19 protein-coding genes are annotated in these 24,312 nt (G+C 44.8%); 4 read left to right on the top strand and 15 right to left on the bottom strand.

The annotated features are described in order from the left end of the window. Positions 1-7 precede the first annotated feature (7 nt). The 7 genes from EAG18_RS12730 to EAG18_RS12695 form a co-directional block, all read right to left on the bottom strand. Complete coding sequence (locus EAG18_RS12730; RefSeq protein WP_125252759.1) at positions 8-703, bottom strand: ABC transporter ATP-binding protein; 696 nt, start codon at positions 701-703, stop codon at positions 8-10. 38 nt (positions 704-741) lie between these two features. Next, positions 742-2,010 (bottom strand): HlyD family efflux transporter periplasmic adaptor subunit, encoded by a 1,269-nt coding sequence (locus EAG18_RS12725; protein WP_125252758.1) that lies wholly within the window; start codon positions 2,008-2,010, stop codon positions 742-744. Positions 2,011-2,458: 448 nt separating this feature from the next. Then, on the bottom strand, positions 2,459-4,354 hold the full coding sequence (locus tag EAG18_RS12720; RefSeq protein WP_125252757.1) for a propionyl-CoA synthetase: 1,896 nt from the start codon (positions 4,352-4,354) through the stop codon (positions 2,459-2,461). A 222-nt stretch (positions 4,355-4,576) separates the two neighbouring features. Beyond that, entirely contained in the window at positions 4,577-5,242 is a 666-nt protein-coding gene (locus EAG18_RS12715) for a GntR family transcriptional regulator (protein WP_039495756.1), read from the bottom strand. A gap of 628 nt (positions 5,243-5,870) precedes the next feature. Next, positions 5,871-7,367, bottom strand: coding sequence for an aldehyde dehydrogenase (NADP(+)) (locus EAG18_RS12705; RefSeq protein WP_125252755.1), 1,497 nt, complete (start codon positions 7,365-7,367; stop codon positions 5,871-5,873). 32 nt (positions 7,368-7,399) lie between these two features. Beyond that, positions 7,400-8,401 carry a 4-hydroxyproline epimerase gene (locus EAG18_RS12700; RefSeq protein ID WP_125252754.1) on the bottom strand — a complete coding sequence of 334 codons (1,002 nt, stop codon included), beginning with the start codon at positions 8,399-8,401 and terminating at the stop codon, positions 7,400-7,402. Positions 8,402-8,405: 4 nt separating this feature from the next. After that, positions 8,406-9,320 carry a dihydrodipicolinate synthase family protein gene (locus EAG18_RS12695; RefSeq protein WP_125252753.1) on the bottom strand — a complete coding sequence of 305 codons (915 nt, stop codon included), beginning with the start codon at positions 9,318-9,320 and terminating at the stop codon, positions 8,406-8,408. A gap of 226 nt (positions 9,321-9,546) precedes the next feature. Here EAG18_RS12695 and EAG18_RS12690 point away from each other — a divergent pair, with 226 nt between their 5' ends. The 3 genes from EAG18_RS12690 to EAG18_RS12680 all read left to right on the top strand — a co-directional run bounded on the left by EAG18_RS12690 (position 9,547) and on the right by EAG18_RS12680 (position 12,436). Continuing rightward, on the top strand, positions 9,547-10,782 hold the full coding sequence (locus tag EAG18_RS12690) for an FAD-dependent oxidoreductase (protein ID WP_125252752.1): 1,236 nt from the start codon (positions 9,547-9,549) through the stop codon (positions 10,780-10,782). Positions 10,783-10,797: 15 nt separating this feature from the next. After that, positions 10,798-12,009, top strand: coding sequence for a Xaa-Pro peptidase family protein (locus EAG18_RS12685; RefSeq protein ID WP_125252751.1), 1,212 nt, complete (start codon positions 10,798-10,800; stop codon positions 12,007-12,009). Between the two features lie 115 nt (positions 12,010-12,124). After that, complete coding sequence (locus tag EAG18_RS12680) at positions 12,125-12,436, top strand: antibiotic biosynthesis monooxygenase (protein ID WP_125252750.1); 312 nt, start codon at positions 12,125-12,127, stop codon at positions 12,434-12,436. A 292-nt stretch (positions 12,437-12,728) separates the two neighbouring features. Here the strand turns inward: EAG18_RS12680 and sucD are convergent, their stop codons facing one another. The 8 genes from sucD to sdhC form a co-directional block, all read right to left on the bottom strand. Beyond that, on the bottom strand, positions 12,729-13,601 hold the full coding sequence (gene sucD, locus EAG18_RS12675) for a succinate--CoA ligase subunit alpha (protein WP_099641555.1): 873 nt from the start codon (positions 13,599-13,601) through the stop codon (positions 12,729-12,731). Next, a complete protein-coding gene (gene sucC, locus EAG18_RS12670) occupies positions 13,601-14,767 on the bottom strand; it encodes an ADP-forming succinate--CoA ligase subunit beta (protein ID WP_010371452.1) in 1,167 nt (388 codons plus the stop codon). Before sucC ends, sucD begins: the two co-directional genes overlap by 1 nt. Positions 14,768-14,940: 173 nt before the next feature. Continuing rightward, positions 14,941-16,434 (bottom strand): 2-oxoglutarate dehydrogenase complex dihydrolipoyllysine-residue succinyltransferase, encoded by a 1,494-nt coding sequence (gene odhB, locus EAG18_RS12665; protein ID WP_125252749.1) that lies wholly within the window; start codon positions 16,432-16,434, stop codon positions 14,941-14,943. A gap of 10 nt (positions 16,435-16,444) precedes the next feature. Further along, positions 16,445-19,258 carry a 2-oxoglutarate dehydrogenase E1 component gene (gene sucA, locus EAG18_RS12660; protein ID WP_125252748.1) on the bottom strand — a complete coding sequence of 938 codons (2,814 nt, stop codon included), beginning with the start codon at positions 19,256-19,258 and terminating at the stop codon, positions 16,445-16,447. An 84-nt stretch (positions 19,259-19,342) separates the two neighbouring features. Next, positions 19,343-20,062, bottom strand: coding sequence for a succinate dehydrogenase iron-sulfur subunit (locus EAG18_RS12655; RefSeq protein ID WP_125252747.1), 720 nt, complete (start codon positions 20,060-20,062; stop codon positions 19,343-19,345). A 10-nt stretch (positions 20,063-20,072) separates the two neighbouring features. Next, positions 20,073-21,845 (bottom strand): succinate dehydrogenase flavoprotein subunit, encoded by a 1,773-nt coding sequence (sdhA, locus tag EAG18_RS12650; protein WP_125252746.1) that lies wholly within the window; start codon positions 21,843-21,845, stop codon positions 20,073-20,075. After that, the gene (gene sdhD, locus EAG18_RS12645) at positions 21,846-22,193 is read right to left on the bottom strand and encodes a succinate dehydrogenase, hydrophobic membrane anchor protein (RefSeq protein WP_125252745.1); all 348 of its coding nucleotides are present in this window, start codon (positions 22,191-22,193) and stop codon (positions 21,846-21,848) included. Further along, positions 22,184-22,561 carry a succinate dehydrogenase, cytochrome b556 subunit gene (gene sdhC / locus EAG18_RS12640; protein ID WP_125252744.1) on the bottom strand — a complete coding sequence of 126 codons (378 nt, stop codon included), beginning with the start codon at positions 22,559-22,561 and terminating at the stop codon, positions 22,184-22,186. The genes sdhD and sdhC overlap by 10 nt, the downstream gene beginning before the upstream one ends. Positions 22,562-22,978: 417 nt before the next feature. Between sdhC and EAG18_RS12635 the strand changes: the two genes are divergently transcribed. After that, positions 22,979-24,265 carry a citrate synthase gene (locus EAG18_RS12635; RefSeq protein ID WP_125252743.1) on the top strand — a complete coding sequence of 429 codons (1,287 nt, stop codon included), beginning with the start codon at positions 22,979-22,981 and terminating at the stop codon, positions 24,263-24,265. The last annotated feature ends 47 nt before the right edge of the window (positions 24,266-24,312 follow it).

Genomic DNA, 24,312 nt, shown 5'->3' with positions numbered 1-24,312 from the left:
CCTGCTCCTACACTGCCAGATCAGTTAGTTGAGATTTAGTGATGTCAGTGAGTTCGCCATCAAGAATTTGAATGTTACGACCTGCTCGTCTTGCCAGCTCATTGTCATGCGTTACCATAATCAATGTAGTACCCGCTTGGTTTACTTCTTGTAATAAGTCCATCACTTGCCTTGCCATTAAGCTGTCTAAATTACCCGTTGGCTCATCTGCTAATAAGAACCGAGGTTTTCCAGCTAATGCTCTGGCAATGGCAACACGCTGCTGCTGCCCACCACTTAGCTGTGCCGGGTAGTGTTTCATGCGGCTTGCAAGTCCAACAAGCTCAAGTGCTTCTTCTATGCGCTTTTTGCGCTCACTGGCTTTTATTCCTCTAAAAATAAGAGGAACTTCAACATTGTCATATAAAGATAAGTCGCTGATAAGGTTAAAGCCTTGAAAGATAAAACCAATTTTTTCATTTCTCAGCTGTGACAGCTTTTTATCGTTAAGATTGGCAACGTTTTCACCATCTAAAAAGTAGTCTCCACGTTCAAAGCGCTCTAACAAACCGGCAATATTCAAAAAAGTCGTTTTACCTGAACCTGACGGACCGGTAACGGCAATAAATTCCCCCTCATCTATGCTCAAATTCACATTACTCAGCGCATGGGTCTCAATCAGATCAGTGCGGTAAATTTTGCTTACTTCATTCATTTTTAACATTACTTATTCCTTCTCATTCTTATTTTTGCGCGGCTGACTTACTTACCGAGTAACACTCGCGCTTTGTTATTGAACGGCTCTAAACTTGAGATCACGATTTCTTGCCCCTCACTCAAGCCATCGATAACCTCAACTTCAGAAATACTTTTGACACCAAGCTGAATGGATGTTTGATCTGCCTGCTCACCGACAACTGTGTATGTAAAACGCCCAGCGCCTGTTTCAACAAATGCACCTCTTTTTACTTTGAGTACGTCTTGCTTTTGCGACAGAATAATTCTGGTTGATACCTTTTGATTTTGACGAAGACCACTTGGTTGCTCGTCAAACCGCACCCGTGCACTCACACGGCCAGCTTCAATTTCAGGGGAAATTGCAACTAGCTTAGCGCTGTATTGATATTGATTAATGAATACCTCAGCGGCCATGCCTGCACCTAGGTTTTCTGCATAAATTTCAGGAATTTGTGCTTCCACTTCAAGCTCTGAAAGGTCAACCAATGATATGAGCGCCGCATCTTGCTGCACGAACTGTTTTTGCTGCACATGTACCGTACCAACAATCCCCGACAGCGGCGAAACAATATTAAGTGCAGCAACCTGACGCTGCACTTCTTCTAGAATATGTTGTTGTCGAGTTAGACTGAGTTCGCTACTTTTGAGCTCAAACGCGAGCCGCTCTTGCTCCAGTTTTAAAGACTGAATGGCATGCTGCTCTTGTAATTGTGCGCGCTTTAGCTCGACCATGGACTGCTCAAGCTCTAGCTTTGAGATAATTTGCTTTTCGATACTTTGTTTTGATCGCGCCATTTCCCGCTCAGCGGCTTCCAATTCTACTTTCGCCATTTCCATGCGTTGTTTGGTATCGAGTAGCTGCTGCTTGATTGAGATCCGCTGGCGCTCAACTTCTGTCTGAAGCCGTTCAAACGTCGCTTCCTCTTGAAGTAGACGATTATCCAACTCAGGACTGTCAATGCTGAGTAAAATTTGCCCTGCAACTATGTTATCACCTGGTTTAACGTTGAGTGTTACCGTACCTGATGCAATCGCGTATAAATCAGGGTTATTCGCAGCGAGCGTACGCCCCTCAACACGAATATCTTCGCTGATATCACCTCTTACGACTGTGGCAAGACGTATTTGCTCCCGCGACACCGCCTGCTCGGCAGATAAAATCGTGTTAATGCTTGGCCAAGCACTGGTTAATCCACCTAAGGTGATCCCAAGGGTAAGTAAAGCGGTAACTGGCTTTTTTATGGTTCTTTTTTTGGCGACTTGTTTGTCTTGCGCACTTGTATCTTYAATCATGCTACCTCCATGCGGACAAGTTGGTGTCCGCTAATATGATGAGTAATTAATAACAAGTAACGTGCCAGAATTTATATTATTGTTTTATATAGATTTTATTAATTTTAACGATGTAAATTAGAGAAGTTGGACGGACACCGGACAGTTTGCGGACAGCGGTTGGCTGTGCTGGGTTGTTGTGATGGTGGATTTTTGAAAGAGCTGTATTAAAGATTGCGGGATAAACCCGCTCCTACTCAACGTCGGTAACCCTCTAAACAAAGTTCACTCTGTTAGCTCAGCAGCATAGGCGACCATGACTTAACGTGATATTAGGTTAAAACGATAACCGTACTCAAAAGATCGCGGGGTGAACCCGCTCCTACCTGAGGTATATTTTATCGCGGGATAAACCAGCCACATTAAATATTGAATGTTTGGCATTGGAGTAACCCGCTGACATACAAAGCTATTGGTACTGACTCTCGCCCCACAGCTGTTTTAATTCTTCAATAATGACTGGGTCATCAATGGTAGACGGTACGATAATATCTTCTCCATCCACCAGCTGGCGTAAGTTCTTTCTAAGTATTTTACCCGAACGGGTTTTGGGTAAACGCTCAACGACTCTAATAGTTTTAAGACAGGCAATCGCGCCGATTTTTTCTCGGATCAAGACTCTTATTTCCTCTGTAATGGCCGCTTCAGTGGTGTTTACACCATCTTTTAATACCACCATAGCAATAGGCACTTGGCCTTTTAGCTCGTCTTTACCGGCAAATACGGCGCATTCTGCAATTGCATTGTGTCCTGCAACTATCTCTTCCATTTCACCAGTTGACAGTCTATGTCCAGCTACATTTATTACATCATCGGTGCGGCCCATAATAAACAGATAGCCGTCTTCATCAAAATAGCCGCCGTCACCAGAGAGATAATAACCGGGGTATTGAGACAAATAACTGCCTTTAAAGCGCGTCGTGTTATTCCAAATAGTGGTTAAACAACCAGGGGGAAGGGGTAATTTAACTGCAACAACGCCTTGTTGATTGGCCTCACATAGACTGCCGTCGACATCGAAGATCTCAACTTGATAGCCAGGTGTAGGAACCGTGGCACTGCCTGCTTTTGTGGGCATGAGCTCAATTCCAACGGGATTAGATGCGATAGCCCAACCCGTTTCTGTTTGCCACCAGTGGTCAATTACCGGCAGCTTTGTGGTGGACTGTAACCAGTCGTAGGTGGCAGGGTCGAGTCGCTCACCTGCCAAAAATAAGGTTTTTAAACTGCTGGTGTTGTAGTTAGCCAATAGCGCCGCGCTCGGATCTTCTTTTTTAATGGCACGAAATGCCGTGGGCGCACTAAAGAGCGCTGTCACTTGATATTCTTCAACCACTCGCCAAAACGCCCCTGCATCCGGGGTTTTAATCGGTTTACCTTCGTATAACACACTGGTACAACCATAAATCAGTGGGCCATAGACAATATAAGAATGCCCCACAACCCAGCCAATGTCAGATGCTGCCCAAAATACTTCACCGGGCTCCATGCCGTAAACGGTTTTCATGCTATAGTTTAATGCCACAGCGTGACCACCCTGCTCTCGCACTACTCCTTTGGGTGTACCTGTGGTGCCCGAGGTATATAAAATATAGAGCGGATGTGTACTTGGTAAAGGCACAGCATCAAAAGACTCTGGCGTATTTGCCACCACAGTCCAATCTAGGTCTCTTGGCGCAGACATCTGTGCTTGGTATGTTTCACGCTGTAGCACAATGCAATGTTCCACTTGATGCTTTGCCAACGACAAAGCTTCATCCAGCATAGGTTTGTATTCAATAGTGCGACCTATTTCAATTCCACAAGAAGCACTGATCACTAGCTTTGGTTTAGCATCATCTATTCTCACCGCAAGCTCATGGGGCGCAAAACCGCCAAACACCACAGAATGAATAGCACCCACGCGCGCGCAGGCAAGCATAGCAACAACCGCCTCAGGCACCATGGGCATATAAATTACCACCCTATCACCTACGCTAACACCAAGTTGATTTAAGCCAGCCGCAAAATGGCTCACTTGCGACAGCAATTCTCGATAGCTAATTTTGCGTTTGGTATTCGTCACTGGCGAGTCATAAATTAATGCAGTTTGCTCGCCTCGGCCATGGTGTACATGATGGTCGAGTGCCAAATAACTGGTATTCATCAAACCATCACTAAACCAATGACTTAGCCCCTCTTGGTCCTGGTTATGTCCGATTTTTGGTGGCGTATGCCAATCAAGCCGTGCCGCTTCGTTGAGCCAAAATGCCTCTGGGTCTTGGGAAAATGTGTGGTATGCCTGCTGATAGGTTGTTGTTGTCATAATAGGTTACTCAGTTTTGCTAGAACAGAGTAAAGATAGATAAAAAGCCGCCAAATTTTGATGAGACTTTAGTCTTGCGAGGATGATGTGGATCAATGTTGGGGGCGTTAGGTATGATTATGTCTGTGCAATACATGTAATCACAGCGTCCTGAACAACAGTCATGGTAGTAAATATGACTACGGTTCAGAAATCCACTGAGATTTATTTAACCAAATTTACCTATTGCTCGCTTTCAAGCTTTAGTAGCAGCGCTTTAATATCATCTTTTGCGCCAGTGATATGCTTTTTCAAAAAGTCACAGGCCCCTTTGGTATTTTTATCGCGGCACAGCTCTAATAGCTGGCGATGTTCCTCGGGCGCAGTTTTAATGCCACCGGCAAGAAGGATGTGCATGCGCACGTAGCGCTCAGAGTTTTTACTGTACACATCCACCAACTCGCGAGTTTGTGGGCGCTGTGCTTTGCTGTAGAGTTTACTGTGAAATTCGGCGTTGAGTTTACCCGTTGCCAGTTGTGTATCACCAGCGGCAGTGGCTTCTTCAAGTTCAGCTAAGATGGCTTCGGCTTCTAATAGGTCACGTGCGGTTAACTTGTCGATTGAGTGACGTAATAGCTCGGCTTCTAACAATGCGCGTAAGTCAAATATTTCATCGATTTGTTCGGCACTTAAACGCGTGACTGTCGCACCTTTGTGCGCTTCAAAGTTAACTAAGCCTTCAGCTTCTAGTTGCAGAAGGGCTTCTCTAACTGGGATACGACTGACATTTAACTCATCCGCCAGTGCGGCTTGCCTTAGCGGCTCGCCCGCTTTGATTTCGCCAGTGAGGATTTTTTCACGAATTGCTTCAGCAACTAATTGAGTTCGAGTTTTATGTACAATCGCCATAGTCTTTAGTAATTATTGTTTTATGAACCCATTATAAACGTATCTGAATGCAAATTGCATGTTTGTCTTAATTAATTACAGAGTCATGTATTAAGTTATCAGTGGCTGCGCAAAATTAGGTTTATGTTTATTATACTGAGCTTCGTTTTATAGTTTACTCGTAGCAGAAGAAACATATTTGTTCCTTGTTATTAAATCGCATCAGTAACATCGTATTAAGCAATGCACGTATAACGGTCGCTTTATTAATACACACAAGTCTCTAGTGCGTAATCAAAGCTTCCCCCAGCATCTAAACAATTGTCAACCGCAATAAAATTACTGGTCAGGACAAAAAATACAACAGTACCAACTAGCGCTATGACCCCTAAAACCAGCGCTAGCTTGAACTTGTGCTTATTTGAGTTGATTGGTGAATTAGGCTTTTTATCTGTGTCTTTACAAACCATGGATACTATGACTGTTCCGATTATTGTTATGAAAAGCGGTAAGTTATCACTCTATACATATCCGCTCAAGCAAAAAACTCTTAAGTACCAACCTACAGTTCAACCTCGCTATAAGCATGAACACCGCCTTAAGTACAATACAGTAAAAAGCCCATAGCGGTACTATGGGCTTGGTTTGCTTAACTTTGTATACAAATTGGTCTTACGAATCGTTTGAGCGCTTCTAACCCCACCGATGTTGAGCGTACATCGGTTGATGACGGAAACGGCCCACCATGGTTCATGGTGGCACACACTTCAACGCCTGTTGGCATTTGCCCGTAAATCAGTCGACCTACACGGTATTGTAGCGCTTCTATGATGTCTTTAGCTTGATGTAGGTCAGACTCAGTGCCGTGAATGCTGGCGGTGAGCTGTCCGCCTAAGTCTGCGATTAAGTCTTCAAGCTGCGCTAAGTTGTCATAGCTCACCACTAAAGCACTTGGCCCAAAGACTTCTTCTTTAAGCCTTGCATCGGTTGCAACGCTTTCGCTATCCGTCAGGAACAAGTGAGCGCTGGCGTGAAACGGCTGTGCTTGCTCACCAGCGCTCAACAACGTTACTTGAGGGTGTGCTTTTAGCGCCGCGATGCTGTTTTGATAAGCTTTTAAAATGCCCGGAGTCAATAAGGTATCAGAAGGCGCTTCACTAACACTTTGCTTAGCCGTCTCGATAAATGCTTGCGAACTACTACTTGGCACCAACCAAATACCGGGGCTAGTACAAAATTGACCATTACCCATAAGTAAAGACTGGACAAATTGTGCACCAAGCTCTGCGCCTTGTGCCTGAACTTTTTCAGGTAAAACAATTTGCGGGTTCACGCTGCCAAGCTCACCGTAAAGCGGAATAGGTTCATGGCGCTTCGCGATGGTGTCTTGCAATGCTTTTGCAACACCAAAGGAGCCTGTAAACCCAACCGCTTTGATAGGCTTAGCTTCCACCAACCAATGCGCGACATCATACGCTTTGGCTTGCAGCATTGAAAACACCCCGCTTGGCATATCACACTTACTTATTGCTGTGGCGATGGCCTTAGTCATTATCTCACACGTTGCCGGATGTGCTGGGTGACCTTTATATACCACAGGGCAGCCAGCGGCTAACGCAGCTGCGGTATCGCCTCCGAGCGTAGAAAAGGCATACGGGAAGTTTGACGCGCCAAACACCGCAACAGCGCCAATTGGAATATGCTTAAGCTGTGTTTTTGGCTTAGGCAGCGGAGTGCGATTTGGGTCCGCTTGCTCTTCTTTATCTAAACTGAGCTCTGCTAGGTTATCTCTCAGCGCTGCGGCAAATGCGTTTAATTGATTGACCGTGCGGCCACGCTCGCCCTCAAGCCTTGCTCGTGGCAGGTTAGTTTCAGCCATCGTGGTAGTTATTAGTTCATCACCTAAGGCGAGAATTTCTTGTGCTATGGTCTCTAGAAACTCTGCACGAGCAGTCATCGACGTTTTACGATAAGCCTTAAAAGCCTGCTCTGCTGCATTAACGGCTTCCTCTACTTGTGCTTCACTGGCGTTAAAAAATGCTTGCGTTAACGGTTCATTGGTTGCAGGACAAAACGCATAAAATGTTGTTGCATTTTGCGCAGCTTGCCACGCACCGTTAATGTAGCTCTTTCCTGATAAATTCATTGTTAGCTCCTGTTTTCTTTCAGTCTTAATGGCTAGAGCACCTGAAAACCAAATGCGTAAGGATCTTCGTCATCTACTGTAATGCAGTTACTCCCCGTTTGACGTGCCCAACCTTGAATACTTGGTTGAATAGCCACTTTTCCCGCGACCTCAGTTGTGCCTTCGACCTTACCGATAAATTGACTGCCTATGATGCTCTCGTGAACAAAGGTATCACCCTCTTTTAGCAGCCCCTTTGCATATAACTGCGCCATTCTTGCACTTGTGCCTGTGCCACAAGGTGACCTATCAAGTGCTTTATCGCCATAAAATACCGCGTTTGCTGCATGACTATCTGAATGCTGTGGCTTGCCTGTCCATAACACATGGGAGGCACCGCACACGGTAGAGTCTTCAGGGTGGATAGGGTTTATTTGCGCATTAACTGCCGCGCGCACTTTGGGGCTCCATGCCAGTAATTCAGCGGCGCAGCTTTGATCCACGCCAGCAAATAGACTTTGAGGCTCAACAATTATGTAAAAGTTACCGCCGTAAGCGATATCAACAGTAAGCTCTCCTAGCCCATCAACGTGGACAGGCACCGCTTGATACGCCAAAAATGCCGGTACATTATAAAGCCTTACCCAAGTCACTTTACCTGCATTCATTTCATAATAGGCATTCACGCGCCCCGCTGGAGTATCAAGTTTGAGTACACCCTGTTCTTTTGGAGTAATAAGGCCGCTTTCAAGGCCAAAAGTGACTGTCCCGATAGTGCCATGTCCGCACATCGGCAGACACCCAGAGGTTTCGATAAATAGGATTGCCACATCCCCATCTGCAGTGGTCGGTGGATATAAAAAGGCACCCGACATCATGTCATGGCCTCTGGGCTCAAACATCAGTGCGCGCCTTATCCAATCGTAGTCACGTAAAAAATGTTGGCGCTTTTCACTCATGCTCTCACCCAAAAGCGTTGGATGACCGCTTGTGACCAAGCGCACAGGGTTGCCACAGGTATGGCCATCAATACAATAATAGGTGCCCAAAATCATACGCTTAGTCCAAGTTAAATTGGCTTAAGTCAACTCGATTTGCCATTGCTTCATCGAACAAGCGACTTACATAGGCTTTTTCTTCTTGAGTAAGAGGTAATCTTGGCGAGCGAGTTACTTCACTACCTCGTCCAGCTAGCTGCTCGGCATATTTAATGCACTGCACCAGTGTTGGGATTGTATCTAAGCGTAACAAAGGTAAAAACCAACGCCACAGCGCGCGCGCTTCCTCAAAACGACCTTGCTCAGCAAGCCTATAAATAACCACTGACTCGCGTGGGAATACATTAGTCAATCCCGAGATCCAACCCGTTGCGCCAAGCATCAGGCTTTCCAGTGCGATGTCATCAACACCACCAAATACCACGTAGCGATCGCCAAATGCGCTAAACAGCTCGCTAATACGACGGGTATCTTCCGTTGCTTCTTTTACAGAAACAATATTGGACTCTTCAGCTAAGGTTTTCATGCCTTCGATTGACACGTCGACACCATAGGTCACTGGATTGTTGTAAATCATAATAGGTAACGCGGTGCTGCGCGCCACCTGTTGGTAATGATGAATAGCTTCACGCTCGGTTGAACGGTAGACCATTCCCGGCAATACCATCAGCCCATCTATGCCAAGCGCTTCTGCATCCTTGGCAAACTCAATAGCCAGTGCTGTTGTGGTCTCAGCCACACCACTAAGTAGTGGCACTCTATCACCTACCACTTCTGTTGCAGCTTTTAAGACTTGGCGTTTCTCGTCAGCCGTGAGTGAGCAATTTTCACCTACGGTGCCTAATACTATGATGCCATGAACCCCTTCGTTAATCAGGTTATCTATCATCGCTTTGGTGGTATCAAAGTTGATACTTTCATCATCGTGGAATTGAGTGGTTACTGCTGGATATACACCCTGCCAATTTACCTTCATGGTTCTCGCCTTTCATTAAGTTGTTTAGTAATTGTGCTTGCCATCATAGGTATATTGTATACAATAATCAATGTTCAACTTGAGATTTTTTAGCCATCCACTCAAATGATTGGCTTAACTCTCTGTAGTCTTATGATTTATATGTAATAAATTTTTCTTCTTGGTATTTAAACGAGGCCTGATTGATGGCTATGTGGAAATACAATTTAAGATGGTGAGGTAAATCGTGGAAAATAATAATAACATTGCAGTGATAGGTGCTGGGATTATTGGGATCACCACAGCGCTGCAATTAACTCGACGAGGCCACGCTGTTACCTTGATCGATAAAAATCAGCCCGCAGAGGGTTGCTCTATGGGCAACGCGGGGCATTTTGCCACAGAGCAAATATTTCCCATGGCAGATGCAGATATACTCACAAAGGTGCCTAGCATGTTAGTCAATCCGGTGGGGCCTTTGCGAATTGAGACTACTTCTTTGCTCAAAAATATTCCTTGGTTTGTACGATTCTTAAAGCAAATGAAAAGTAGCTGCTTCCATAAAGGTACAATCGCACTTAGAAGTTTAAATGAACGCGCACTCCCCGCATATCAACGTTTGCTTGGTGATAAGTATCATACACTTATATCTAGCAACGGCAGTTTACTGGTATTTGAAGGCGCCGAAAGCGTAGCGCGTCAAAGCTATCACAAATACGCCGAGCAGGACATTTCAGTGAGCTTACTAACAGGTGATCAAGCCCGAGAAATGGAGCCGAGCCTATCAAATACCATTACCTCAGCACTGTATTTTGATAAAGTCGCGCATAGCACAGATCCCTATGCTCTCTGTTTGACGTTATATGAGCAGTTTATGCAGCTAGGCGGTACGTTCAAGCAAGGCTCAATCGATAATATTACCCACACAGGGCATGGCTATACACTTCACTCCAAAAGCCACATGATGGCCTTTAACAAAGTAGTTGTGGCAACAGGTGCTGCAAGTAAAACGCTCTGTGCGTCTTTAGGTTACTCACTACCCATGATTGCCGAGCGTGGTTATCACAACATGTTGGCAGTGAATAATACGCTTACCAGACCCGTCGCATCAAGTGAACGAGGGTTCATTATGACGCCAATGACAACAGGGTTAAGACTTGCCGGTACAGTAGAATTTGCCACACTGGAGAGTAAACCCAACTACAGCCGTGCTCACGCGTTATTACATCATGCACGCATGCTGTTAAACTCATCGCTGCCACAGGAAAATGATAACTTGTGGGTTGGTTGCCGCCCTTCACTCCCAGATTATTTACCCGTCATCGGACAAGCGCCTAATCATCACAACCTTTATTTTGCACTAGGTCATCAACACCTAGGACTGACCCAAGCCGCAATTTCAAGTGAATGTATCGCAGATCTTATTGACAACAAGCCCAACGACATCGATCTTACTCCTTTTAGTATTGCTCGATTTAATTAAACAAGGAGCACAAAAATGAAAGGTATTGCATACCAAAGTGCGCAGCAAGCGCTAGATAACTTAGAAGATATGATCAAAGGCGTAGCACCGATTGGCGAAAGCGAGTATTTAGCAAGAATAGAAAAAGCTCAACACTATATGCAGCAAAACAACATTGATGCACTCTATTTAAATGCAGGTACAAATTTAAAGTACTTTACCGGTTTACAATGGTACGCCAGTGAACGTTTGGTCGGCGCTATTTTACCCGCCACCGGACAGGTCCAGTTTATCGTCCCATTTTTTGAAATTGGCTCTATTAAAGATTATTGGCTGATTGAAGGCCCTATCCATGCTTGGCAAGAAGAAGAATCTCCTTACGAGCTTGTCGCAAACGTACTTAACACACTCAATATTGATAGCACAGGTACACTCGCCATTGACGAAAGCACTGCGTTTTTTGTTGCTGATGGGATCAGGCTCGCGGCACCAGAGCTTTCGCTTATTAATGCAAAGCCAGTAACAGCACATTGCAGAATGCATAAATCGGCAAATGAAATTGCCCTTATTCAACGCGCAATGGACATGACACTTACCGTACATAAAGCGACGGCATCTATGCTGTATGAAGGGATCACCACAACCGAAGTGGAAGCCTTTATTAATGAAGCGCACAAAAAAGTGGGTGCGCCGGGCAATTATTTTTGTATTGTGTTATTCGGTGTCGCGTCCTCATTCCCACATGGCGTGAAAAATCCGCAAACGTTGAAAAAAGGCGATGTGGTTCTCGTCGACACAGGCTGTAAGTTACACGGCTATCTTAGTGATATCACCCGTACTTATGTTTTTGGCGACCCCAGTGAAAAGCAAAAATCCGTTTGGCAAATCGAGAAGCAAGCGCAACTTGCAGCATTTAACGCAGCCAAAGTTGGCGCGAGTTGCGGCGCTGTTGATAAAGCCGCGAGAGAATATATTGCCAGCAATGGGCTAGGTCCTGACTATCAACTACCTGGTTGCCCACATCGCACTGGACATGGTATCGGCTTAGATATCCATGAATGGCCTTATTTAGTCAAAGACAACCCAGAGCCGCTTGCCGCTGGAATGTGCTTTTCAAATGAGCCTATGCTGGTTATTCCTGACGAATTTGGCATTCGCTTGGAAGACCATTTCTATATGACCGACGATGGCCCACGTTGGTTTACTGAACCTGCCCACAGCATAGACAACCCTTTTGGGGTCGAATAGCATTAGCAATAAATGATGAGTTGTTCTGATGAGTAACTCATTATTTATCATGATTGATTTGAGCACAGCTTAATTGGTATAAACTTCACACCTACAATTTACTGCGCCACAACTTATGATAGCAACGACTCCACCGCCACCCTATTACGCCGTAATTTTTACCAATATAAAAAATGAAGACGACGAGGGCTACGCCCAAACCGCGTCGAGAATGGTCGAGCTTGCTATGCTTCAACGCGGATTTTTAGGATTAGAATCAGCGCGTGAAGAAATTGGGATCACGGTTTCTTATTGGCGAGACCTTGAGTCAATCAAAGCATGGAAAGCGAATGCTGAGCACATTGAAGCGCAAAAAAGCGGTAATAATAAATGGTATCAAAGCTATACCACCCGTATCGCTAAAGTGGAAAGAGAATACAGCTTGTAACGACACAGTACCAGTGAGCTTAATACATGCTCAATTTTAAGGCGTAAACCTGACGCAAACAGCGTTAAAAATTGCTTATTTAGAAAAACTAAATAGCAAAATTTTTGCCTTGCCTACAGGATGTAGGTACCTCGGCGTGAGCAGGACGCGGAAGCGGTGTTATCGACAAGATTTTCTCACCTCAAAATAGACCACTTAAGTCAGAAAATTGGTATAACTTAAGGTTTGGATTAGTCATCATCGAGATCAAAAAAGGCTCCATAAGGAGCCTTTTTAAAACGATGGTATTAACTTACCAACCCGCTTTCTCTTTTAGTGCAGAACCGATTTCTGCAAGAGAGCGAACGGTCTTAACACCCGCAGCTTCAAGTGCTGCGAATTTCTCGTCAGCTGTGCCTTTACCACCTGCGATAATTGCACCAGCGTGACCCATACGCTTACCTGGAGGCGCTGTAACACCAGCAATGTAAGAAACTACTGGCTTAGTTACGTTGTGCTTGATGTACTCAGCCGCTTCTTCTTCAGCTGTACCGCCGATCTCACCGATCATTACGATAGCTTCAGTTTGCGGATCGTTTTGGAACATCTCAAGTACGTCGATGAAGTTAGTACCTGGAATTGGATCACCACCGATACCAACACAAGTAGATTGACCGAAGCCAGCGTCAGTAGTTTGCTTAACTGCTTCATAAGTCAAAGTACCAGAACGTGACACGATACCTACTTTACCAGGCATGTGGATGTGACCAGGCATGATACCAATCTTAGTTTCACCCGGAGTGATAACACCTGGGCAGTTAGGACCAATCATGCGAACGCCAGTTTCTTCTAGCTTCACTTTAACATCAACCATATCTAGCGTAGGGATGCCTTCAGTGATACATACGATTAGCTCGATACCTGCGTCAATCGCTTCAAGGATAGCGTCTTTACAGAAAGCAGCTGGTACGTAGATAACAGATGCAGTTGCACCAGTTGACTCTACCGCCTCACGTACTGTGTTAAATACAGGTAGACCTAGGTGAGTTGTGCCGCCTTTACCAGGAGAAACACCACCAACCATTTGCGTACCGTATTGGATAGCTTGCTCAGAGTGGAAAGTACCCTGACCACCAGTGAAACCTTGACAGATTACTTTAGTATCTTTGTTAATTAGTACAGACATTATTTGCCCTCCGCAGCAGCAACTACTTTCTCAGCAGCGTCAGTTAGTGACTCAGCTGCAATGATGTCAAGGCCTGAGTTAGCTAGTACTTCACGACCAGCTTCAGCGTTAGTACCTTCTAGACGTACAACTACTGGTACGTTTACGCCAACTTCTTTAACCGCACCAATGATACCTTCTGCGATCATGTCACAACGTACGATACCACCGAAGATGTTTACTAGTACTGCTTTAACATTGTCATCAGAAAGGATGATCTTAAACGCTTCAGATACACGCTCTTTAGTCGCGCCACCACCAACATCTAGGAAGTTAGCTGGCTTACCGCCGTGTAGGTTTACGATGTCCATAGTACCCATCGCAAGGCCTGCACCGTTAACCATACAACCAACGTTACCGTCTAGTGCAACGTAGTTCAGCTCGAAGCTTGCCGCGTGTGCTTCACGTGCGTCTTCTTGTGAAGGATCGTGGAACTCACGGATTTTAGGCTGGCGGAATAACGCGTTACCGTCAACACCAATTTTGCCGTCTAGGCAGTGTAGGTTACCAGCGTCTGTGATTACTAGAGGGTTGATCTCTAGAAGTGCAAAGTCGTGGTTGATAAACATTTGCGCTAGACCCATAAAGATCTTAGTGAACTGCTTAACTTGAGTTGGGTTCAAACCTAGTTTGAACGCTAGCTCACGACCTTGATAAGCTTGAGGACCTACAAGTGGGTCAATCTCAGCTTTATGAATTAGTTCAGGCGTTTCTTCTGCAACTTGTTCAATCTCTACACCACCTTCAGTTGATGCCATGAACACGATCTTACGTGAACCACGGTCAACAACAGCACCTAGGTATAGTTCATTTGCAATATCAGTGCAGCTTTCTACTAAGATTTTAGCAACTGGCTGACCTTTCTCGTCTGTTTGGTAAGTAACTAGGTTTTTACCTAACCAGTTTTCAGCGAATGCGCGGATTTCGTCTTTGCTGTCTGCAAGTTTAACACCGCCAGCTTTACCACGGCCGCCTGCGTGTACTTGACACTTAACAACCCACTTGTCTCCACCGATTTTACCAGCAGCTTCTACTGCTTCTTGAGGTGTATCACAAGCAAAGCCTTCTGATACAGGTAAACCATATTCGGCAAAAAGTTGTTTTGCCTGATACTCATGCAAATTCATGATGCTTTWTCCAATTTTTTATACTAAAAAAGCTGAATATTTATGCAAATAGTCAGCTATCCCAAATTGCGCACATAGTATAGATCCCAAGGCTTCTGATGAAAACCCCACTTAGACCAAAGGCGCAAAAAAAAAGCTGTATGCGAGCATACAGCTTATTCTTTAAACAAATATTATACGTCTAGCAGTAGACGTGTTGGATCTTCAAGCAACTCTTTAATTGTCACTAGGAAGCCAACTGACTCTTTACCATCGATTTGACGGTGGTCATAAGAAAGCGCTAGGTACATCATAGGTAGGATTTCAACCTTACCATTTACTGCCATAGGACGCTCTTGGATTTTGTGCATACCCAAGATTGAAGACTGTGGTAAGTTGATGATAGGTGTAGAAAGTAGTGAACCAAACACACCACCGTTGGTGATAGTGAAGTTACCGCCAGTCATATCATCTACTGTTAGTTTACCGTCACGACCTTTGATAGCCAGTTCGCGAATGTTCTTTTCGATTTCAGCAACTGATAGCTTATCGCAATCACGTAGTACCGGTGTAACCAGACCACGAGGCGTAGATACCGCGATACTGATATCGAAGTAGTTGTGGTAAACGATATCATCACCGTCGATAGATGCGTTCACTTCAGGGAAACGTTTAAGTGCTTCAGTTACCGCTTYCACGTAGAAAGACATGAAACCTAAACGGATACCGTGACGCTTCTCAAACACTTCTTGGTATTGTTTACGAAGATCCATGATTGGCTTCATGTTTACTTCGTTAAACGTTGTCAACATTGCTGTTGAGTTTTTCGCTTCTAGTAGACGGTTAGCAATTGTCTTACGAAGACGTGTCATCGGTACACGTTTTTGTGTACGCTCGCCAACAGGGGCAGCAGCTGCTGATGCAGCTGGCTTAGACTCAGCTTTTGCTGGCGCTTTAAGGAAGGCGTCAACGTCTTCTTTTGTGATACGACCGCCTTTGCCAGAACCTTTGATCTTAGAAGCGTCAAGGCCTTTTTCTGCGATAAGGCGACGAACAGATGGTGTTAGTACATCTGAGTTTTCGTCAGAAGATGCTGCTGGTGCTTCTTCTTTTTTCTCGCTAGATGCTGCCGCTGGTGCACCACCGGCTACAATTTTACCGATCACTTGTTCTGCAAGTACGGTATCGCCTTCAGCGTGAATATGTTCACCCATTACACCGTCTTCAGGTGCAACAACTTCAAGAACCACTTTATCTGTTTCAATATCAACCAAGTTCTGGTCGCGGCTAACCGCTTCACCTGGTTGAACGTGCCAAGTTGCGATAGTAGCATCTGCTACTGACTCAGGAAGTACAGGTACTTTAATGTCCACTTCTTTACCTTCTGATGCTGGCGCCGACTGAGGCGCTGCTGTTTTTTCATTTGATTGTGCAGGCGCTGCTGCTTCATCAGCAGCACCTAATTGTGCAATAACCTGTTSGCCAAGAACGGTTGCGCCTTCTTCTTCTGAAATTGCAACGATAACACCATCTTCAGGTGCTACGACTTCTAAAACGACTTTATCTGTTTCGATGTCAACTAAGTTTTGATCACGAGTCACTTTATCGCCAACGCTTACATGCCATGTAGCAACCGTTGCATCAGCAACAGACTCAGGAAGAACAGGAACCTTAATTTCGGTTGTCATCTCTTATTCCTTATTTCTTGATTGTTAAAGCGTCAGCAATTAACGCGTTTTGTTCTTTAGTATGTGTAGACATGTATCCACATGCTGGAGCAGCTGAGGCCTTGCGACCTGCGTAAGTTAAATTAGCGCCAGATGGAATAGCTTCCCAGAAATGATGCTGTGAACAATACCACGCACCTTGGTTTTGTGGCTCTTCTTGACACCAAACAAAATCTTTCACGTGCTGGTAGCGAGCCATGATCTCGTCCATTTCTTTGTGAGGGAACGGATATAGCTGTTCAACACGAACAATAGCAACGTTGTTTAACTCTTGTTTACGACGTTCTTGTAAAAGTTCGTAGTACACTTTACCGCTACAGAATACGACACGCTCAACATTTTCTGGATTGATATCATCAATCTCGTCGATCATGTTATTAAACACGCCTTCTGAAAGCTCTTCTAAACTAGACACAGCTAACGGATGACGTAGTAGTGATTTAGGTGTCATCACAATCAAAGGACGACGCAATGGACGTACCGATTGGCGGCGCAACATTGCATAAACTTGTGCTGGTGTTGACGGCACACATACTTGCATATTGTGGTCAGCACATAGCTGTAAATAACGCTCTAGACGTGATGAACTGTGCTCTGGGCCTTGACCTTCATAACCATGAGGTAGAAGTAGTGTTAGACCGCATAAACGTCCCCACTTTTGCTCACCTGAGCTTAGGAACTGGTCGAATACGACTTGAGCGCCATTTGCAAAGTCACCGAACTGTGCTTCCCACAGTACCAATGACGTTGGTTCTGCTGTGGCATAACCATATTCAAATGCAAGTACCGCTTCTTCAGAAAGCACCGAGTCATAAACCTCAAATACGCCCTGACCTTCACGTACGTTTTGTAGCGGAAGATAAGTAGTGGCATCTTGTTGGTTATGCACGACAGCATGACGGTGGAAAAATGTACCACGACCAGAGTCTTGACCCGTTAAACGAACATCAGTACCTTCGTCAACTAACGTTGCATAAGCTAACGTCTCTGCCATACCCCAATCTAATAGCTTTTCGCCCTTCGCCATTAATTTACGATCGTCGTATATCTTTTTCACACGCGATTGTGCTTTATGCGTTTCTGGGTAATTGACAATCTTCTCACCGAGCGCTTTGAGTTTTTCTAACTCAACTTTTGGCTCATATGGCGCGTCCCAGTCATGACCGACATATTTAGACCAATCCGAAGAATGCTTAGTTTCTTTTTGAATTTCTTCTACTACACACACACCTTTATCTAAGCCGTTACGGTAGTCTTCAGAAATTTGTTTTGCATCTTCTTCAGAGAACACACCTTCACGTACAAGCTGCTCAGCATATAGCTGGCGAGGTACTGGGTGCTTTTTGATCTTTTGATACATCAGCGGCTGTGTTGCATTTGGCTCGTCCGCTTCATTGTGACCGTGACGACGGTAACAAACTAAGTCAATCACTACGTCACGCTTGAACTTGTTACGGAAATCAAGTGCCACTTGTGTAACGAATGCAACCGCTTCTGGGTCGTCAGCGTTAACATGGAAGATAGGTGCTTGAACCATCTTCGCAATGTCAGTACAGTATTCTGTTGAACGTGTATCTTCACGCTTTGACGTCGTGAAGCCAACTTGGTTGTTCACAACAATACGAATTGAACCACCGACACCGTATGCACGCGTTTGCGACAAGTTGAAAGTTTCTTGAACAACACCTTGTCCAGCGATCGCTGAATCACCATGGATCGTAATAGGTAGAGCCTTCGATCCGCTTTGGCAATTTAATCGGTCAAGACGAGCTCGTACAGACCCCATAACAACAGGGTTCACAATCTCAAGGTGAGATGGGTTAAACGCCAATGCCATGTGGACATTGCCGCCTTTTGTACCAAAGTCTGACGAGAAGCCCATGTGGTATTTAACATCACCAGAACCTGCATGTTCACCGTATTTACCAGCAAACTCATCAAATAGTTCTTGTGGGTTTTTACCCAATACGTTAACCAATACGTTAAGGCGACCACGGTGTGCCATACCAATAACAGCTTCTTGCTGACCGCTCTCACCTGCACGGTGAATTAATTCTTTCAGCATAGGTACTAAAGAATCACCACCTTCTAAAGAGAAACGTTTTGCACCTGGAAATTTTGCACCCAAGTATTTCTCTAAACCATCAGCGGCAGTAAGGCCTTTGTAGATTCTTAATTTGGTTTCTTTGTCGAATTGTGGCTTAGCGAAGGTCGATTCTAAACGCTGCTGTAACCAACGTTTTTCTTCGGTAGACGTGATGTGCATGTACTCTGCACCGACAGAGCCACAGTATGTCGCTTTTAGTGCAGCGTACAAGTCTTTTAGCTTCATCGTCTCTTTGCCACATGCAAAAGAGCCGACGTTAAATTCTTTTTCTAGATCTGCGTCAGTTAAATCATGAAAAGCGGGGTCTAAATCGCGAACGCGTTCTCGCTCCCAAATCCCAAGTGGATCTAGGTTCGCGTTTTGGTGACCCCTAAAACGAAATGCATTTATTAACTGCAGAACTTTAACTTGCTTGGCGTCAGCAGAACCCTCTGTTGATACCACGACTTCTCTGTGTTTGTTTTTTGCAAGTTCCGCAAATTGCGCTCTTACTTCGGAATGTTTTGTATCAACATCCACACCATCAACTTTAGGTAGTTGATCAAACACCTCTCGCCATTCTTCTGGCACTGAAGCTGCATCATCTAGATACGCCTCATATAGATCTTCTACGTACGCAACGTTGCCGCCGTACAAATGCGAAGATTCTAGCCATGCCTTCATCACACCTTCGTGCATCTATTAGCCCTTTTATCTAGCGCAGAAACTCAAACGAAAACAAGATGGCAAGCGATTGCTTGCCATCTTAGCTAGTAGTATGTGTTATACCGAGCGGTTTAACAACATTGATTTAATTTGTCCAATTGCCTTAGTTGGATTAAGACCTTTAGGACATACGCTAACACAGTTCATAATACTGTGACAGCGGAATACGCTGAACGCGTCATCAAGATCTGCAAGGCGCTCTTCTGTTGCTGTATCACGGCTATCAGCCAAGAAACGATAAGCATGTAAAAGACCCGCAGGACCGATGAACTTGTCTGGGTTCCACCAGAAAGAAGGACAAGACGTTGAACAACATGCACAAAGAATACATTCATACAAGCCATCTAGTTTTTCGCGGTCTTCAATAGACTGAAGACGTTCTTCACCACCAGTTGGCTTGTCGTTGATCAAGAAAGGCTTAACCTTCTCGTATTGCGTATAGAACTGACTCATATCAATTACTAGGTCACGAATTACTGGTAACCCCGGTAATGGACGAATAACGATCTTGCCCTTACCACCTTTCTGCACTGCAGAAATTGGGGTAATACAGGCGAGGCCGTTCTTACCGTTCATGTTTACACCGTCAGAGCCACAAACGCCCTCACGACATGAACGGCGGAAAGATAAAGTTGGATCTTGCTCTTTTAACTGCATCAGAGCATCCAACACCATCATGTCACGACCTTCCTCTACTTCTAGAGTGTAGTCTTGCATACGTGGTGCTGAATCTTCATCAGGGTTATAACGATAAACTGATAATTCTAAAGTAGCCATCGCTGAACTCCTAGTATGTACGTGCTTTTGGTGGGAACGCTTCACGAGTCGTAGGCGCAAAGTTAACCTTACGCTTAGTCATCGAATCAGATTCCGGATGATGAACTGAGTGGCACAACCAATTTTCATCATCACGCTCTGGGAAGTCAAAGCGAGAGTGAGCACCACGACTTTCAGTACGGAAATTAGCAGCTACTGCTGTTGAGTATGCTGTTTCCATCAAGTTATCAAGCTCTAAGCATTCGATACGCTGCGTGTTGAACTCTGATGACTTATCATCAAGGCGTGCAAACTTAAGACGCTCGCGGATTTCTTTAAGCTCTTTAAGTCCTTCTGCCATTGCGTCGCCTTCTCTGAATACTGAGAAGTTAAGCTGCATACACTCTTGCAAGTCTTTCTTAATTTGTACTGGGTCTTCACCTTTACCGACCTCTGACGACTCCCAGCGATTGAAACGTGCAAACGCATTATCAACGTCATCTTTAGACGCATCACCTGTAGACTCAAAGTCATTCAAGTAAGTACCTAAGAAGTTACCAGCTGCACGACCAAATACAACAAGGTCAAGTAGTGAGTTACCACCTAGGCGGTTTGCACCATGTACAGATACACATGCAATTTCACCTACTGCGAATAAACCTTCTACAATACGCTCATCGCCATTTTCACTTACGCTAAGCACCTGACCATTAACGTTTGTCGGTACACCACCCATCATATAGTGACAAGTTGGGATAACCGGAATAGGTTCTTTCGCAGGATCAACGTGTGCAAATGTCTTTGATAAGTCACAAACACCAGGAAGACGAAGGTTAAGCATTTCCTCACCTAGGTGATCAAGCTTAAGCTTAATGTGCGTACCCCATGGGCCTTCACAGCCACGGCCTTCACGAATTTCAGTCATCATTGCACGTGCAACAACGTCACGACCAGCAAGGTCTTTGGCGTTAGGCGCGTAACGCTCCATGAAGCGTTCACCGTCTTTGTTCAGAAGGTAACCACCTTCACCACGACAACCTTCAGTCACTAGTGTACCAGCGCCAGCAATACCGGTCGGGTGGAACTGCCACATTTCCATGTCTTGCATTGAAATGCCAGCACGAACAGCCATACCTACGCCGTCGCCCGTGTTGATGTGTGCGTTAGTAGTCGATGCGTAGATACGACCTGCACCACCCGTTGCCAACACAACCGCTTTAGACTTGAAATAAACGACTTCGCCGCTCTCAATGTCAATTGCGGTAACACCGACGACGTCGCCTTTATCATTTTTAACTAAATCAAGCGCGTACCACTCTGAGAACACGTTGGTTTTGTTTTTCACGTTTTGCTGATATAAGCAATGTAGCAGTGCATGACCAGTACGGTCGGCCGCAGCCGCTGTACGTGCAGCCTGTTCACCACCGAAATTCTTAGACTGACCACCGAAAGGACGCTGATATACGCGACCATTTTCAAAACGAGAGAAAGGTAAACCCATATTCTCTAACTCAGTGATAGCTTCAGGACCTGTTTTAGTCATGTATTCGATGGCATCTTGGTCACCAATGTAGTCTGACCCTTTCACCGTATCGTACATGTGCCATTCCCAGTTATCCTCATGCGAGTTACCTAGCGCAACAGTGATACCACCTTGTGCAGACACTGTGTGAGAACGAGTTGGGAAAACTTTTGAAATAAGAGCACAAGTTTTACCTGATTCTGAAATAGCAAGTGCCGCGCGCATACCCGCGCCACCTGCACCAACTACAACTGCGTCAAATTCGCGTACGTTATATTTCACTTAAACACCCCACAGAACAAACAGGCCAATAGCTACGTAAGCTAGCGCCATAAGGTTTAATACAAAGCTAAGGATAGAGCGGGTTGTTGAGTTCTTAACATAGTCAGTTAGAACCTGCCATAAACCAATACGTGTATGTACCATAATACATACTAGCGTGATCATGGTTGCTGCTTTCACAGCCAAGTTTGAGAACAACCCTGACCATGCTTCATAAGTAAGTTCAGGTGTGATTAACAGATAGCCTACGATGAATACCGCATAAGCTAGGATAATTAACGCAGTCGCGCGCAATGATACGTAGTCTTGTACGCCATCACGCTTCAATGTCGCTTGATTTAAGACCATATCCATACTCCAGCTAAAATTGCTACGATAACCCAAAGTGCTAATGCAATCTTCGCGCTATTGTTGCCTGATTCTAATTCTTCCCAATGTCCCATATCCTGAATCATGTGACGGATACCACCGATAATGTGGTAAGACAATACAGTTAGGGTGCCCCATGCGATGAATTTCGCAATAAAGCCAGACATCAGTTCTTTTACAAACTCGAAGCCTTCAGGAGAAGAAAGAGATTCAGACCAAGCCCAAATCACAAAGGTTAAAGCGAAGAAAAACGCAACACCGGTTACACGATGAAGGATCGACGCTTTAGCCGTTGGTGGCATAGATATAGTCGTAAGATCTAGATTTACAGGTCTTTGCTTTTTCACAGTTACTTGCCCATCTTTGCCCACAAAGGAGCTCATCTACTTGTTTTTATGAAACCCACCTACATATTGCAAATGTAGATGGCACACTCTAGATAAACCAATTAGGACACCAAAAAGTTCACTGGAGTGTAAAAAATTGATGTAAAAATAGGTTTACCCACAGACGATACGGTATAAAACCGTTGACAGTATATAAGGCTACGCGGCCTTTTACAATTCTTGTTTAGATAGAGACGCTTGCGAATTAGCGAATGGTCTAATATTTAATCGCAATAGAATATTTATTATACATTTATGCATAAATCACATAAAAATTGACTTTTAGCCTAGGTTATAAGTTAGAATGATCTGAATTTGCTTAACATTAGTATCACAACATAACAATCAGAATATTGTTATTAAATAGGAGACAAATAGATGGCAGATAAAAAAGCCACAGTCCATATTGATGGTCACGATCCGATTGAGTTACCAATCTACGAAGGTACAGCTGGTCAAGACGTAGTTGACGTTCGTTCATTAGGCGCTCACGGGCTATTTACGTATGACCCAGGATTTATGTCGACTGCCTCTTGTGACTCGTCTATCACTTACATTGACGGTGCCAAAGGAGTACTGCTTCACCGCGGTTACCCTATTGAGCAACTTGCTGAAAATTCTAACTATATTGAACTTTGCTACTTACTACTTAACGGTGAGTTACCAAGCGAAGCACAACTAGCAGAGTTCTCAGATGAGATCACTCGCAACACCATGATGCACGAGAAAATTGCTGCGTTTTTCCAAGGCTTCCGTGTAGACGCTCACCCAATGGCTATGCTGTGTGGTGTTGTTGGTGCATTATCATCGTTTTATCATTCAGACCTTGATATTTCTGATGAAGATCAACGCATGCGTTGTGCGGTTAAGTTGGTTGCAAAACTGCCAACTATCGCTGCAATGGCATACAAATACAACGTTGGCCAGCCGTTCGTGTATCCGCGCAACGACTTAAGCTACGCTGAAAACTTCCTGCACATGATGTTCTCTGTGCCAGCGGAAGATTACAACGTAAGCCCGGTACTTGCTAAAGCAATGGACCGTATTTTCATGCTTCACGCGGATCATGAACAAAACGCGTCAACGTCGACAGTACGTTTAGCAGGTTCTTCAGGTGCAAACCCATACGCATGTATTGCAGCTGGTATTGCATCACTTTGGGGCCCTGCACACGGCGGCGCAAACGAAGCTTGCTTAACGATGCTTGAAGAAATCGGCTCTGTTGACCGTATTGACGAGTATGTTGCTAAAGCAAAAGACAAGAACGACCCGTTCCGTCTAATGGGCTTTGGTCACCGCGTTTATAAAAACTTTGACCCACGTGCAACAGTAATGCGTCAAACGTGTCATGAAGTGCTTAAAGAGCTTAACATTCAAGATCCATTGCTTGATGTGGCAATGAAACTTGAACAAATTGCATTGGAAGACCCGTACTTCATCGAGAAGAAACTATACCCTAACGTAGACTTCTACTCTGGTATCATTCTTAAGGCAATTGGTATTCCAACAAGTATGTTCACTGTTATCTTCGCGATGTCTCGTACTGTCGGGTGGATTTCACATTGGAACGAAATGCTTTCTCAGCCAGGTCATAAGATTGGTCGTCCACGTCAGCTTTACAAAGGCTACACAGCACGCGACTATAAATCACAAAACGACAGATAATACTGACGTTTTATTGCAAAAGGCCGCTTAATGCGGCCTTTTTTGTT

Source organism: Pseudoalteromonas sp. J010, from assembly GCF_003934235.1.
GTDB classification, from domain to species: domain Bacteria; phylum Pseudomonadota; class Gammaproteobacteria; order Enterobacterales; family Alteromonadaceae; genus Pseudoalteromonas; species Pseudoalteromonas peptidolytica.
Note: the sequence above shows the minus strand (reverse complement) of the source record. Positions and strands in the feature narration are given on the sequence as shown.

Bases quoted from the DNA above. Each gene is read 5' to 3' on its own strand.
- EAG18_RS12730 (WP_125252759.1), bottom strand. From the start codon at position 703: ATGTTAAAAATGAATGAAGTAAGCAAAATTTACCGCACTGATCTGATT.
- EAG18_RS12720 (WP_125252757.1), bottom strand. From the start codon at position 4,354: ATGACAACAACAACCTATCAGCAGGCATACCACACATTTTCCCAAGAC.
- EAG18_RS12715 (WP_039495756.1), bottom strand. From the start codon at position 5,242: ATGGCGATTGTACATAAAACTCGAACTCAATTAGTTGCTGAAGCAATT.
- EAG18_RS12705 (WP_125252755.1), bottom strand. From the start codon at position 7,367: ATGAATTTATCAGGAAAGAGCTACATTAACGGTGCGTGGCAAGCTGCG.
- EAG18_RS12700 (WP_125252754.1), bottom strand. From the start codon at position 8,401: ATGATTTTGGGCACCTATTATTGTATTGATGGCCATACCTGTGGCAAC.
- EAG18_RS12695 (WP_125252753.1), bottom strand. From the start codon at position 9,320: ATGAAGGTAAATTGGCAGGGTGTATATCCAGCAGTAACCACTCAATTC.
- EAG18_RS12685 (WP_125252751.1), top strand. From the start codon at position 10,798: ATGAAAGGTATTGCATACCAAAGTGCGCAGCAAGCGCTAGATAACTTA.
- EAG18_RS12680 (WP_125252750.1), top strand. From the start codon at position 12,125: ATGATAGCAACGACTCCACCGCCACCCTATTACGCCGTAATTTTTACC.
- sucD (WP_099641555.1), bottom strand. From the start codon at position 13,601: ATGTCTGTACTAATTAACAAAGATACTAAAGTAATCTGTCAAGGTTTC.
- sucC (WP_010371452.1), bottom strand. From the start codon at position 14,767: ATGAATTTGCATGAGTATCAGGCAAAACAACTTTTTGCCGAATATGGT.
- sucA (WP_125252748.1), bottom strand. From the start codon at position 19,258: ATGCACGAAGGTGTGATGAAGGCATGGCTAGAATCTTCGCATTTGTAC.
- EAG18_RS12655 (WP_125252747.1), bottom strand. From the start codon at position 20,062: ATGGCTACTTTAGAATTATCAGTTTATCGTTATAACCCTGATGAAGAT.
- sdhD (WP_125252745.1), bottom strand. From the start codon at position 22,193: ATGGTCTTAAATCAAGCGACATTGAAGCGTGATGGCGTACAAGACTAC.
- EAG18_RS12635 (WP_125252743.1), top strand. From the start codon at position 22,979: ATGGCAGATAAAAAAGCCACAGTCCATATTGATGGTCACGATCCGATT.